This window comes from Hydrogenimonas thermophila, from assembly GCF_900115615.1.
Classification (GTDB): Bacteria; Campylobacterota; Campylobacteria; order Campylobacterales; family Hydrogenimonadaceae; genus Hydrogenimonas; species Hydrogenimonas thermophila.
On the sequence record NZ_FOXB01000029.1, the window covers coordinates 1 to 13,744 of the forward strand.

General features: G+C 30.7%; 13 protein-coding genes and 1 pseudogene. 2 read left to right on the forward strand and 12 right to left on the reverse strand.

Annotation, left to right across the window (positions count from 1 at the left end; all coding sequences use genetic code 11):
- Positions 1–73 precede the first annotated feature (73 nt).
- The 4 genes from BM227_RS12920 to BM227_RS08885 form a co-directional block, all read right to left on the reverse strand.
- Entirely contained in the window at positions 74–295 is a 222-nt protein-coding gene (locus tag BM227_RS12920; protein WP_092913125.1) for a hypothetical protein, read from the reverse strand.
- Positions 279–557, reverse strand: coding sequence for an IS1/IS1595 family N-terminal zinc-binding domain-containing protein (locus BM227_RS08875; protein WP_092913127.1), 279 nt, complete (start codon positions 555–557; stop codon positions 279–281). Before BM227_RS08875 ends, BM227_RS12920 begins: the two co-directional genes overlap by 17 nt.
- Before the next feature lie 130 nt (positions 558–687).
- Positions 688–2,739: an EAL domain-containing protein gene (locus BM227_RS08880; RefSeq protein WP_092913129.1), complete on the reverse strand. Its 2,052-nt coding sequence runs from the start codon at positions 2,737–2,739 to the stop codon at positions 688–690.
- Between the two features lie 35 nt (positions 2,740–2,774).
- Complete coding sequence (locus BM227_RS08885) at positions 2,775–4,538, reverse strand: oxygen-binding di-iron domain-containing protein (protein ID WP_092913131.1); 1,764 nt, start codon at positions 4,536–4,538, stop codon at positions 2,775–2,777.
- A gap of 885 nt (positions 4,539–5,423) precedes the next feature.
- On the opposite strand from BM227_RS08885, the pseudogene BM227_RS13365 reads away from it, so the two are divergent.
- Positions 5,424–5,936 (forward strand): annotated as a pseudogene (locus BM227_RS13365) (methyl-accepting chemotaxis protein); the annotation flags it as partial.
- Here the strand turns inward: BM227_RS13365 and BM227_RS08895 are convergent.
- The 8 genes from BM227_RS08895 to BM227_RS08930 all read right to left on the reverse strand — a co-directional run bounded on the left by BM227_RS08895 (position 5,933) and on the right by BM227_RS08930 (position 11,749).
- Positions 5,933–6,691, reverse strand: a complete 759-nt coding sequence (locus BM227_RS08895; protein WP_092913135.1) for a patatin-like phospholipase family protein — start codon at positions 6,689–6,691, stop codon at positions 5,933–5,935. The pseudogene BM227_RS13365 and the gene BM227_RS08895 sit on opposite strands and share 4 nt — an antisense overlap.
- Positions 6,688–7,824, reverse strand: coding sequence for a tRNA nucleotidyltransferase/poly(A) polymerase family protein (locus BM227_RS08900; RefSeq protein WP_143089723.1), 1,137 nt, complete (start codon positions 7,822–7,824; stop codon positions 6,688–6,690). Before BM227_RS08900 ends, BM227_RS08895 begins: the two co-directional genes overlap by 4 nt.
- A complete protein-coding gene (locus BM227_RS08905; RefSeq protein WP_092913140.1) occupies positions 7,821–8,186 on the reverse strand; it encodes a CiaD-like domain-containing protein in 366 nt (121 codons plus the stop codon). The genes BM227_RS08900 and BM227_RS08905 overlap by 4 nt, the downstream gene beginning before the upstream one ends.
- Before the next feature lie 3 nt (positions 8,187–8,189).
- Positions 8,190–8,438, reverse strand: coding sequence for a tetratricopeptide repeat protein (locus BM227_RS08910; RefSeq protein ID WP_092913142.1), 249 nt, complete (start codon positions 8,436–8,438; stop codon positions 8,190–8,192).
- Between the two features lie 3 nt (positions 8,439–8,441).
- Complete coding sequence (leuB, locus tag BM227_RS08915) at positions 8,442–9,515, reverse strand: 3-isopropylmalate dehydrogenase (RefSeq protein ID WP_092913144.1); 1,074 nt, start codon at positions 9,513–9,515, stop codon at positions 8,442–8,444.
- Positions 9,512–10,018, reverse strand: coding sequence for a 3-isopropylmalate dehydratase small subunit (locus BM227_RS08920; protein WP_092913146.1), 507 nt, complete (start codon positions 10,016–10,018; stop codon positions 9,512–9,514). The genes leuB and BM227_RS08920 overlap by 4 nt, the downstream gene beginning before the upstream one ends.
- A gap of 88 nt (positions 10,019–10,106) precedes the next feature.
- Positions 10,107–10,895, reverse strand: coding sequence for a flagellar basal-body rod protein FlgG (gene flgG / locus BM227_RS08925; RefSeq protein WP_092913148.1), 789 nt, complete (start codon positions 10,893–10,895; stop codon positions 10,107–10,109).
- 17 nt (positions 10,896–10,912) lie between these two features.
- The gene (locus tag BM227_RS08930; RefSeq protein WP_092913150.1) at positions 10,913–11,749 is read right to left on the reverse strand and encodes a flagellar hook-basal body protein; all 837 of its coding nucleotides are present in this window, start codon (positions 11,747–11,749) and stop codon (positions 10,913–10,915) included.
- A 165-nt stretch (positions 11,750–11,914) separates the two neighbouring features.
- On the opposite strand from BM227_RS08930, the gene rpoD reads away from it, so the two are divergent.
- A complete protein-coding gene (gene rpoD / locus BM227_RS08935) occupies positions 11,915–13,738 on the forward strand; it encodes an RNA polymerase sigma factor RpoD (RefSeq protein WP_092913152.1) in 1,824 nt (607 codons plus the stop codon).
- Positions 13,739–13,744: the final 6 nt, after the last annotated feature.

The following is a 13,744-nucleotide window of genomic DNA, read 5'->3' on the forward strand; positions in this document are numbered from 1 at the left end:
TCATCATCAAAACACTTCGCAGTTTTGAAGTGTTTTAAAAATGAAACAAAAAGGTATGTTTTTTTTTAAAATTTCAGCCGTTTAAGTTGTTTCTTATAAAACGGCTTTGTTTGCACAATCTATAGAAATAAAATGGTTTTCCTGTTTTTGTATAAGCAATAGCTGCCCAGACATAGTATTTATTTAATTTAGTGCCAACAAATGTAAAAAGTTCATCCATTACACTATATTCGAAAGACAAAGAATCTCTGATTTTTTGAATACTCTCTTGGTAAAATTCAATCGTTTGCTTCATCTTTTTTTTTCAGATGATGTTGTACTGCTTTAAGTGAAATTCCAAGAATCCGTGCTATCTTTCTTTGTTCTCCTTTCTCTTCATACATTTTATGAATCAACTCTATCTTCTCTTGAGACAGATGATGAAATTTCTCTTGAGTTGTAAAATAGTGTCCGCACTCTTGGCATTTATATCTTTGAACCTTACGATCAACTAACTTCTTAAACCCTGATTTTACTATTCGCTTTGATTGACATTTTTTACACTCTTTTGGTCTCATATCTTTACATAAGCAAATTGTGTACCTTTTTTGTCAGTGCCTTATCTATATAATAAAATATATTTATTATTGATCTTGTAAGAAATCTTATGCTACACTTTATTTAATTTTATGGGGACTTGCAGTAGTTTTATAACTTATTCAAAGGTGCAGAAAAATAGTATCCTTGAAAATAATCTATTCCCATACTCTTTAATTTATTAAATATCTCTTCATTTTCTACAAACTCAGCTACAATTTTTCTATTTGCCTTCTTTGCAAATGTAATAATTGTATTAACAATAATTTCAGAATTCTTATCATTTAAAATATTTTTTATTAAACTTCCATCAATTTTTATAATATCAGCATTAAGATTTAACAAATAATCAAAATTTGCATAACCACTTCCAAAATCATCTATTGATATTTTGCAACCTTCTTTTTTTAACTCTTTTAAAAACTCATTTGCTTCTACCAAATCTTTTATATCTTCATCTTCAACTATCTCAAAATTTATTCTATTTTTATCTGAAAACTCTCTTACTTGTTTTAAAATAAACTCTCTCATTCCCTTATCTGCAAGATCTTTTATACTTAAGTTTATTGATAATTCATAGTTTTCATCTTTAAATCGTTTAAATGTTTTGATAATTACTGTTTTCGTAATTTCAAAATATAATCGAGACTTTTTTGCTGTATCTAAAAAGAAATATGGAGTAATAACTTTTTTATCTTCATCTATCAATCTTACAAGTGCTTCATATTTAACTATATTTCCATCTCTATCAACAATAGGTTGAAAATAAGGAATAATTCTACCTTCGTCCAAAGCACTTTTTATCTTTTTTAACCAAACTAAATGATCTTTATATTTTTCTCTAATACTATGAGCTTCTGAACAAAATACTATATCTTTATTTAATATTTTTGTTGCATCCAATGCCGTAATTGCACTTATGAATGTTTTTTTACTATATGAAATGCCAGCTCTAGTCTTTATATAAATTTCATTATTATCAATTATATAAGGTTCTTCTATTTTTTTAAGTAACTTTACTGTGTATTCATAAATTTCATCTTTTGTAATACACTCCTTTAATATAGCAAACTCATCTACTTTTATATGAAAAAGTCGATCTTTATTTAATCTCTTAGCCATTTCAACTACTAACTTATCTGCAATCTCTTCTCCATAATAAAAATTTATCTCTTTAAACTGATCTATATCTATCAATATAATGCAAGATGAAGAATCTATTTCTAATGTCTTAATCAACTTTTTTCTATTTGGTAAATTTGTTAAGTGATTATAATAAAATCTAAAATATGTCTCTTTTTGGTACTCTTTAATTGATTTCACACTTTTATTTAAAATAAGTTTCATATTTTCAAACTCTTGGTAATGCAACTTACTTTTTAAAAGTTTAAATATACGATTTGAGAAATATTTTTCAAAATGAGAATTGATTTTTTCAATATCCTTTAATATATTTCTATTTATTTTCAAAAAAAGATATACACCTATAAAATATATTAACATTAAAAAAGATATTATTTTTATAAACAATTCAGTAACAGTTGACTGAGCTTTTTGAAGAGGAATTTTTACAGAGATTACTCCTCTTATATCTCCAATTTTATAATTAAAAGCACTGTTTCCATATATATCTACAATTTTTTTATATAGTTGAGGTGGAATTTTTTCTACAGGACCATGACATTTTAAACATTTTTTAGTTATTTTTAAAGGATAAAAATATTGAAGTTCTTTCTTATTATGTTGACTATTTTCATAAAATTTAAAAAGCTCTTTTGCATTTGGATTCTTTTTAAAATACTCTATAGCTTCTAACTCACTTCTATCTGGTTTATTTAATTTATTTCTATATTTATCAGAAACTTGTCTTATAATAAAATTTTCTTTTTTTTTAATTATTAGTGCTATTTGATTTACACTGTAGGCTGGAGTCAATGAAAAAGGATGAATTTTATTATTTGTCAATTTTACATATAAAGATACTTTAGATAAATATTCACGTGTATAAAAAAGTGTATGTGCCACTAGCCTTGCTTTTTGAATCTCTTGATCCATTATTAATTTATTTATTGCTATATAAGATAGAATCAATACGATTATAAACCCTATACCTGAAACTATAAAGATTGCTACCATTTCATTTTTAATCTTTTTTAATTTCATCCTTGATTCTACCTTAACTTAATATATCATAAAATTTAATGATATATTATTTTGTCACGTCCTGTAGTTTTAGCTTCATAAAGTCTTTTATCTGCAGCTTTAATTAAATCATCAAGATTATATCCACTCTCCAACGTATCAGTAATACCTGTACTGAATGTATAACAAATCTTCTCTTTACCTATATGTATACACCCATTTTTCTTAAGTATTTCTCTTGTTCTTTCAATAATACTTTGTGCTTCATTTTTATCAACATATGGCATTAAAATAAAAAATTCTTCTCCTCCTAGTCTAAACACAAGATCACTCTCTCTTACAGAATTTTTTATGAGATGTGCAAACTGCTTTAGAACGATGTCTCCAACATCATGTCCATAAGTGTCATTTATATTTTTAAAGTGATCAATATCTAAATAAGCAGCTGCAATTGGATAGCTATAACGTTTTGATTTTAGAAGTTCTATACGTGAAATTTCATTTAAATAGTAACGATTATGCAAACCTGTCAAACTATCTGTAATAGCCATTGTATATATTTTCTTTTTTTCATTCTCCATTTTATATATTTCTGTCTCATGTTTTGCAATAATATTTATTGGAATTTCTAATTTTTTTAAAACCTCTATTGCCTCATTATTCTGTTTAAACCCTTTTTCAAGAACAAAAATACCTATTCCTATAACTCTTTTATCATAATCTAATAAAGGAAAAAGATATAGTGTATATTCTTTATCAAATTTTATAAACTTAAACTCTTTACTTGAGATAAAATATCTCTCTTTATCATCAATAATATCTTGATACTTCTTTAAAACTTCATCTTTTTTTGTATCACATTCAAGAATTTCGGAACTAAATGAGTCAAGTTTTATAAAATAATCATTATCAATTAATGCAAGAGCTTGAATATTTTTTAATGGTAATATTCCTCTTAATATATTTAAAATTTTCTGAGTATCTGTTTGAAAACTCTCAAAATATGCTGCAACCTCAAAAATTTTAGAAAGATTTTCATCGAATTTTGAAACAAATTCAATATCTTTTACACCTTCATATTCAAGGTAAATACCACACTCAAGTTCACGTAAATGCTTAATTATATATGGAATCATCTCTTTTTTTATTATAGAACCATGTTGTGGTGCTATTAGATCTATCTCATATTTTTCAATATTATCAAGTCCATGGTTTACAATCTGTTTAGATGGCATATAGTGTGTATGAAAAGGAACCATTGATTCAAAGTAACTTTTAGCATCTTTAGCATATAGATGAAACTCTTTTGTAAATCCTCCAAAAATATCACTAGAAAAAAGTATTTTTGTTTCAGGATCATATGTACAAAATGCTCCTGGAAAATGCATATATGGTGTAAATATAAAATTAAATGTTCTATCTCCAGCTTTTAATTTCCATCCATTATCTTGAATTTCATAAAAGTCAATTCCCCAATCATAATGCTCAAGTAGCTCATATACACGCCAATGTGTAACTAAAAACCGTCCTTCTATTCCAATTTCATCAAGCATATCAGTAATTCCTGATGTAATATCTGGATCTTGATGATGACATACTATATATTTAATATTTTCGAGAGGCATTAGTTGCAAAATCTTTTTTCTTGTATATGGCCAAGTAAGCTTTGAACCAGGATCAAAAAGAACACTCTCTTTTCCATTATCAATTAAGTAAACATGACACTGAAAAGGATCTCCATCAAGTACATGCCCAACCCACCAAATTTTTGGTGCTATTTCAACTGGATCGTTTATATAATTTATGGCCGATTCCTGCATAATAAATTTCCCTTATAGTTATTATTATCCACATATACATATGAAATAGTATGTTTAAATATATCTAAATTTTCACTTAAAATATATATTGTAATGTTTACATTAAAATATATATTGTAATTTTGTTACATTAATTACAAAAATTATTATATTTTGCTTTCAATGAAAAAATTTAGATATTTTACATAAATCAAATTTAAGTACAAATTAAAAAAATTTAATTATAATAATTAAGTTTAAGTTATCAGATAGGAGTAAGTTATGGTTCATATGCTTTTTTTTAGAATGAGAATTATTCATTGGGTTGGAATTTTTTTATTACTGTTAAATGCATTCTTATTTACAGACAATATTATTGGTACTATTGTTCAAATAGTAATTGCTGTTGTAATACTACTACATGACATAGATGAAAAAATCAATGGTGTAGATATTACAAAAAAAACTATCTCATATTTACAAAATATGAAACTTTCTGAACCACTGACAATTGATGCTAAATTTAGTAAAGAATATAATGATTTAATAGAAGCGGTTAATAATTTTAGAGAGAAAATTTTAGCTGTTATCGATTTAAATGATCTCATTAGAGATACTGAATATATAAGTCAAAAGATAGACCATTTATCAATAAAAATAGATGAATCTATGAAAAAAACTGATAATATTTCAAAAGAAATTATTGAGTCTCTTCAATTAGCAACAGATGAAAGCAAAAAAAATATTGAATATTCTGAAATTTTACAAAAAGAGATCTCTAAAACTGGTGAAATGATATCTGATACACAAAAAGATATTAATGTTTTAGATGAAAATGTACATATGTATTATGAAAAAAATTTAGAAGTACGAGAGCAGTTAAAATCACTTAGTGATACAACAGTTCAAATTAAAGAAATTCTTGGAATTATCTCAGATATTGCTGAACAAACAAATCTTTTAGCACTTAATGCTGCTATTGAAGCTGCCCGTGCAGGAGAACATGGGCGAGGTTTTGCTGTTGTTGCAGATGAAGTAAGAAATTTAGCTGAAAAGACACAAAAAAGTTTAGGAGAGATTAATATTACAATAAATACTATTGTTCAATCTGTTGAAGATGTAAGTAGTAAAATGGAATCTAATGCAGAATCAATGAGTCATCTTGTTGAAATAAGTAAAAACTCTTATAGTAAATTAAAAGATGCAAATGAAAATATAACATATGTAAATAATTTAAGCAAGGAAGATACAGCAAATTCAAAAATTATAGATAATGAAGTTATTAAATCAAAAAATGCTGTTGAAATTTTATATGAGCAACTTCATGAAGATATTGATCAAATTAAAGAGAGTCATCAATTTATCAATACATTAACAAGAAAAATTGCAATGTTAAAACAACATATATCAACAATTTAAAAAAACTGTAATTTACTTTTTAATTTAGGTAAAAGTCGTGTAGCTTCAGAAACTCCTATTTCATAAGCTTCATCGGCATGTTTTAAGTCAAAAATATTAAATTTATCACATGAAGATGGCTCAATAAAAAAATCACAATCTTTCTTAGAGGTTTCAATATTTGAATTCATCATAAGAATAAGCGCTCTTAATGTTGTTTTCAAAAGATTGGTTGGATTTTTTTTTACTACTGGATTTACATTTATACCAATAATTGGCAAACCTGTTTTCTTTAAAGGTATAACAGGCAAGTTGTCTATAAAACCTCCATCAGCGAGCAACATTCCATCATGTTTTACAGGAGAAATAATAGGCACAAGAGATGATGAAGCTATAGACAATTCAACAACCGGACCATTTTCAAAATAATAGATTTTTCCACTCAATAGATCTGTACAAGCAATAAATAATTTACTCTTACTATCTTCAATATTTTTAATTGTTAAATTGTTATAAAGTATCTCTCTTACTCCATTAAGACCAAAAAGACCGCCTCTTCTTATACCCTTCATTAAATCCCATATCTTAATAGTTTTAACAATTTTCAATATCTCTTCAGGGGATTTTCCATCACACAATAATGCACCTATAAGTGCACCAGCACTACTACCGCTTATAGCTTCTATTTTAAAACCATTATCTATTAAAACTTTAATTATTCCAAGATGAGCAACTGCACGAACACCACCTCCAGAAAGAGCCAGTGCTATCTTCAACTTTTTACTCCAAAATTTTCTCTAACAGCTTCTAGAATTCGTCTTCTTAACTCAATTCCCAACTCTTTGCCACTATATCCCTCTTTTATAAGATCAGCCGGCTTAACTCCAGGAACAAATATCTTGTCGTAAATATCAAGTTTTTTTGCACGCTCAACAGTGTTGTCTGCATAAACTCCCAACCATTTACATATAGGCATTCTAAGAGATACTGCACCTAAAAAACGATCTGTAATTTTATGTGGAACTTTTGTATGAGTTCTAAGTGTTTTAATATAAATATTTGGAGTATGGATAGCTTTACAGAGACTCTCTGCATTTTTATGTAAATCTGTAGAGATGATATATAAAAAATAGTAAGGACGCATACTGCTATCTTCTACTGTTCTGGCTTTTCTCATATGACGTGATATTTTTATTAACTCTCTTATATTCAGTTCTATCCCTAAAATTTTTTTACCTATCAAAAGATCATTCATATAAAAAAGACCATAATAGAGCCACTCAGCATTAAACATCTTTTCAAATTCCCAAAATACTCTTTCGCCTGTAAGATCATCAAGAGATATTTTTCTCATAATTTCTCTGCTATTGGAATCAATTCTAAATTTTAGACGTGCAGCAAACTGCATGGCCCGTAATACTCTAAGAGAGTCTTCCTGAAACTTTTTTGGGTCAACTACTCGAATAACTCTATTCTTAATATCATTTAAACCACCCCAGTGGTCAATAATCTCTCCATTTGACAGATCAAGCATCAATGCATTCATTGTAAAGTCTCTTCGCCTAGATGCCTCTTTGCTATCTAGTGCTAACTCTACTTCAAAACCACGATGTCCAATTCCAACTTTTCGCTCAATTCTTGGTAAAGCAAGATCAACTTTATTATATTTATAAACAAAAAAACTTTTACCTACACCTTTTGCTCCAAGTTTTTTCATTGCTTTGTCAAATTCATTAGGATCTATATTGAAACACTCTATATCTAAATCATATATTTCTCGTCCCATTACCATGTCACGTACGGCACCACCTACCAGATAGAGCCGTACATATGGGTAATTGATCTTAAAAAAGTTAAGTATGAAGTCTAACTCTGATTGAAGTGATGAAGAGGCTAACGGTAATTTCACAGTTTTTTTAATTTTGTAATACGTTCATCAAGGAGTGCCAAAAGATACTCTAAAAAATTCAGTGTTAAATCTATTTTTGATTCAACTGAACTATTATTTGGTGATTGAAAACCTTCAAACAGAACAAGTAAACGCTCACGAAGACTTTCTAAAAACTGACACTCTTCCTGAATCCAAGATTCTTCTTCATTTTGATTTATGATCTCTTTGTCATCTTTTTTTTCATTAATGGCTATGTTTTTTGAAACCTCTTGTGATGGTATACCTTTTGATTCATTTTTTTGAGTCTCTTCATCTACACTTCTTTGTATATCTTCACTTATTTCTGAAAGTGTTGATAATATAACATCTTTGAGTTCCACCAGTTATCCTTCTAACCCAGCAAGCCATTGCTCAAACTGAGCAAACTCTTCCTCAGTCTGCATTGTAATAAAAAACTTTTTCATTGCTTCATTAACACCTGAAAAGTGGCGATGAATACCTGATAACCGACGTATTGCTACTCTTGCTTCATGATTATCAGGTTCTTTTTTTAAAATTTCTTGATAAATATGCAAGGCATCCTCTTTTAAGCCCTGCATTTCATAAATTTGTGCGAGAGTGACTGTATGCATGTCTTATTTAGAAGCAGCATAATTTGCAATAATAGAGCCTATTTCACTTGTTGAGCAAACCTCTTTTGCATCATAAGAGCTTAAATCTTGAGTTCTATAACCTTCACTAAGTGTCTGTTTAATTGCTTGTTCAATTCTCCCTGCAGCTACTTCTTCATTTAAAGCATAACGCAACATCATTGCTGCACTGGCAATTGTAGCAATTGGGTTTGCAATCCCCTGCCCTGCAATATCAGGTGCAGAACCGTGGATAGGTTCATAAAGACCAAACTTTTCACCAATAGATGCAGAAGGAAGCAATCCAATTGAACCACTGAGCATACTTGCTTCATCGCTTAGAATATCTCCAAAAATGTTTCCTGTAAGTATGACATCAAACTGTTTTGGATCACGTATTAGCTGCATTGCAGCATTATCAACATACATGTGAGTTAGAGTTACTTCAGGATACTCTTTTGCTATCTCTTCAACTGTATCTCTCCATAACTGGCTAACATCAAGTACATTTGCTTTATCTACAGAACAGACACGTTTGCTTCGTTTCATAGCAATATCAAATGCTACTCTTGCAATACGCTCAATTTCAGGCTTGCTATAAACCATTGTATTGAAAGCTTTATTGCCATCATTTCCTCTAGGCTGACCAAAATAGATACCGCCTATCAGCTCTCTAACAACTATTAAATCAACGCCTTGAACTACAGATGGTTTAAGAGTTGATGCATTTACTAATTCATTATAAACTGTAACAGGACGAATATTTGCAAAAACTTCCATCTCTTTACGAAGTTTCAATAGCCCTGTTTCAGGACGTTTTTCACGAGGTAAATTGTCCCATTTTTCTCCGCCTATTGCACCAAAAAGTACTGCATCAGCCTGTTTTACACCTTCTAGCGTCTCTTTAGGTGCAGGATCATCTGTTGCATCTATAGCTGCACCGCCTAGTAGATACTCATCATACTTAAGCTCAAATCCTTCTGCATAACTAACGGCATCAAGAACTTTTACAGCCTCTTCAATGATTTCAGGACCAATTCCATCACCCTTGATCAAGGCTATCTTATAACTTCTTGTCACGCTTGCTCCTTTTTAAGCATTTCAGCTTTAGCATAGTTAATAAGCCCTCCACAAGCTAGAAGTTCTTGCATAAATTCAGGAATCGGGTGAAATTTATATGTGATATTTTTGTTAATATCAATAATATTTCCCTTATCCATCTCTATTGAAATAAGATCACCTTCACTTATTTTATCTGTCTCATTGAGTTCAAAAATTGGTAGTCCCATATTAAAAGCATTACGATAAAAAATACGAGCGAAACTCTTTGCAACAACAGCCGATACACCTGCTGCTTTAAGTGCGATTGGGGCATGCTCACGGCTACTTCCACATCCAAAATTTTCACCCGCAACAATAATATCACCAGGCTGCATCTTTTTTACAAAATCTGGATCCGCATCTTCCATGACATGCTTTGCAAGTTCATGTGGATCAGAAGTGTTAAGATAGCGAGCTGCAATAATAAGATCAGTATCGATATTGTCACCGAATTTCCATACTTTTCCAGTAATGATATTCATCAAATTCCTTTAAAAAAGGAGGGTTCTCTCCCTAAAATTTGCGGCAATTATATCAAAAATGAGATTAATTACCTATTTACTATGGAAACTATCGTTTCAGATTATTAACAATCTGAAGCATACTGTCGCTTGTTGTAATAGCTTTAGAGTTAGCTTCATATGCACGCTGCCCTGTAATAAGATCAGTCATCTCTTCAACAAGTTGTACATTACTCATCTCAACAAAACCTTGTCTTATCTGACCAAGCCCATTTTGCCCTGCAACACCTTCTATGGGATCCCCAGATGCAGATGTATTAACATAAAGGTTATCACCAAGAGCATGAAGACCTGCTGGGTTAATAAAGTTTGTAAGCTGAATCTGACCAATCGCAGTAGACTCTTGTTGACCTGCTTGAAGTACAGAAACTGTTCCGTCTGTACCTATTGAAATAGCAACCGCATCAGGAGGTATGACAATTTCAGGCGAAAGTTTATATCCATCAGAATTTACAATTGTTCCATTGCTGTCTAATTTAAAAGATCCATTACGTGTATATGCTTCAGTACCATCAGGCATTGTTATCTTAAAAAATCCATTTCCGGTAATTGCCAAATCAAGATTATTACCTGTCTCTTTAAAGTTCCCCTGACTAAACTGTTTAGCAATAGCTGTAGGACGAACACCCAAACCTACAGATATTCCAGTGGGAGAATTTGACTGCTCACTTGTAGCAGTTCCAGCATACTCCATAGTCTGATACATCAAATCAGCAAACTCTGCTCGCTGCTTTTTGTAACCTATTGTATTGACGTTTGCAATATTGTTTGACGTAGTATCTATCTGCATCTGTTGAGCTATCATTCCTGTTGCAGCTGTATAAAGTGAACGTATCATCTTATTATTCCTTTAATTTATGCTCTTACTGATGCTAATTTGGTAATTGCATCTCTGTTAATATCATCCATTTGAGTAGTCATAGCTTTTTGGTACATCTCAACCAACCTGTTTGTCTCAATAAGCGCACTCATTTCACGAACAGGATTTACATTACTCTTTTCTAACATACCCTGATAAACAGATACCGGATTATCTACTATACGCATTTGAAGTTCCGGCTCTTCTGCATCTAATGTAAATAGATTTTCACCCACTGATTTTAAAGATTTTAAATCATCTACTCGTACAACCATAATATCATTTCTATAAACAGGTGTATCAAAAGCTGTTTGATCCAAATATTTTATTTTTCCACTTTTATCTATCATAATATCAACTGCATTAACAGGAAGTTCAATTGGCTGTTGATTTTTAAAATAACTTTTTGAAAGAACCAAATACCCCTCTTTTGTAACCATTTGCCCTTTTTCATTAAGAGAAAAAGCACCATCTTTTGTCAATCTTATTCCATCAGGAGTTTTTACTGCAAAAAATAGATTCTCTTCGCCAAGAGCCAAATCAAGTTTATTATCTGTTTTAACCATAGATCCTAGTGAAAAGTCTTTGTATGATTCAACTATTCTAGGAACTCTGTTTAAAGATCTATTTAAAAACTTTGCAGCATCTTTTGTATTATTGTTAAGTGGAAGTTCATCACGTTTTTCTTGGTATAATCTCATAAAATCACCAATTACCTGGTCATCTTTTTTAAATCCGTTTGTATTAACATTTGCAAGGTTGTTACTTATTTGATCAAGTCTATTAAACTGTGTCACCATCGCACCGGTAACAGCATAAAATCCATTTTGCATTCCAACCCTTTTAAATAAAACTTACATTTACTACAAGCAAATTATGTTCCAAGTTAAATTTTTTTAAAAAGGTTAAAAATTTTAAACTCTTTCCGATATTATTATAAACTTTTAACATCCATTTGGATATAATCACCCCTACTCTCACGAAGGAGCTTTCCTTACATGACTGCCAAAGAGCTTAACCAAAAGTTGGAACAACTGTTTGAAGACAGTAAAAATGAAAAATATATAACCTACGAAAAAATTGTTGAAGTTTTTGAAAAACAGCCAACCCTTGCCCAGGCTAAAAATATTTTAAAACTGGCAAAAAAACATGGTGTCAACATAATAACTTCTAGTGAACGTGCAATGCTTCTAAATATTGAAGAGGCTGAAAAACGTGAATCTGAACGACAAAAGCTAAGTGATGATTCTTTAGAGGAAGAGTTTGACTTTACACGTGAAAAAGAGCTTCTTGAGTGGTCTAGAAGTGATTCACCTGTTCGTATGTATCTACGTGAAATGGGACAGATTCCTCTTCTTACAAAAGAGGAAGAGATAGAGATCAGCAAAAAGATCGAAATGGGTGAAGATATCATTATCGATGCTATTTGCTCTGTTCCTTACCTAATAGATTTTATTTTAGATTACAAAGAGCCTCTAATAAATAGAGAGCGTCGTGTTAAAGAGCTTTTTAAAAGCTTTGAAGATGATACAGAAGATGAAACAGAAGAGAGTGAAGTAACTAAAAAGAATAATAAGCAGGATAAGCGTGTTCAAAAAGTTATTGAAAGTTTCAAAGCACTCGAAAAGGCTAAAAAAGATTGGCTAAAAACACTCAGTAAAGCACCTGCTGAAGATGCCAGCGAAGAGGAGAAGTTTCATTATGAGCTTCAACTCTCTTTTAAGAAAAAGACTCTTAAAGAGAGACTTCTTGATCTTGGACCTACTTCCAAACTTATTAATGAGCTGGTTAAAGCTATGGAAACAGCTCTTAAAAGCGATGAAGGTTTTGAGAAAGAACTTAAACGACTTGAGTACCGCTTGCCGCTTTTCAATGATCAGTTAAAAGAGAATCACAAAAAAATTCTTGAGAATATTGTAAATATGAGCAAAGAAGAGATAGCTGCTGCAGTACCAGAAGCTACTATGGTAAGCACATATTTACAAATCAAAAAGCTATTTCAAACTAAAGAGGCAAGTAAAGACAGCTTTAATCTTGACCCTGAAAAACTTCAAGAGATTCTTGAACAGATTAAACGAGGTAAAAAGATTTCAGAAGAAGCAAAAACACGAATGGCTAAATCAAACCTTCGTCTTGTTGTCTCTATTGCAAAAAGATATACAAACCGCGGTCTGCCATTCCTTGATCTGATCCAAGAAGGAAATATTGGATTGATGAAAGCGGTTGACAAGTTTGAATATAAAAAGGGTTATAAATTCTCTACATATGCAACTTGGTGGATACGTCAGGCAATTAGTCGTGCTATTGCTGATCAGGCAAGAACAATTCGAATTCCTATCCATATGATTGAGACAATCAACCGCATTAATAAAATTATGCGTAAACATCTGCAAGAGACTGGAAAAGAGCCTGATGTAGAGACAATTGCCAAAGAGGTAGGATTAAGTGTTGACAAAGTAAAAAATGTCATAAAAATCACAAAAGAGCCTGTCAGCCTTGAAGCACCTGTAGGAAGCGAAGAGGATGGACGTTTTGGTGACTTCATTGAAGATAAAAGCTCTGCAAGTCCTGTAGAAGCGGTAATGAAAGAGGATCTTAAAGAGCAGATTGATGATGTATTAGATCAGCTTAATGAACGTGAAAAAGCTGTTATATGCATGCGCTTTGGATTAATGGATGATGAGAGTGACCGCACTCTTGAAGAGATAGGTAAAGCTTTAAATGTTACTCGTGAGCGCGTACGCCAAATTGAAAGCAGTGCTATTAAAAAGCTTAAACATCCTAAAGTTGGTAGAAAACTAAAAAACTATATTGAAGAGTAGTTAAGA

Coding starts and splice junctions, on each gene's coding strand:
- BM227_RS12920 (WP_092913125.1), bottom strand. CDS start 295: ATGAAGCAAACGATTGAATTTTACCAAGAGAGTATTCAAAAAATCAGA.
- BM227_RS08875 (WP_092913127.1), bottom strand. CDS start 557: ATGAGACCAAAAGAGTGTAAAAAATGTCAATCAAAGCGAATAGTAAAA.
- BM227_RS08880 (WP_092913129.1), bottom strand. CDS start 2,739: ATGAAATTAAAAAAGATTAAAAATGAAATGGTAGCAATCTTTATAGTT.
- BM227_RS08885 (WP_092913131.1), bottom strand. CDS start 4,538: ATGCAGGAATCGGCCATAAATTATATAAACGATCCAGTTGAAATAGCA.
- BM227_RS08910 (WP_092913142.1), bottom strand. CDS start 8,438: ATGCATACAGTCACTCTCGCACAAATTTATGAAATGCAGGGCTTAAAA.
- BM227_RS08920 (WP_092913146.1), bottom strand. CDS start 10,018: ATGAATATCATTACTGGAAAAGTATGGAAATTCGGTGACAATATCGAT.
- flgG (WP_092913148.1), bottom strand. CDS start 10,895: ATGATACGTTCACTTTATACAGCTGCAACAGGAATGATAGCTCAACAG.
- BM227_RS08930 (WP_092913150.1), bottom strand. CDS start 11,749: ATGCAAAATGGATTTTATGCTGTTACCGGTGCGATGGTGACACAGTTT.
- rpoD (WP_092913152.1), top strand. CDS start 11,915: ATGACTGCCAAAGAGCTTAACCAAAAGTTGGAACAACTGTTTGAAGAC.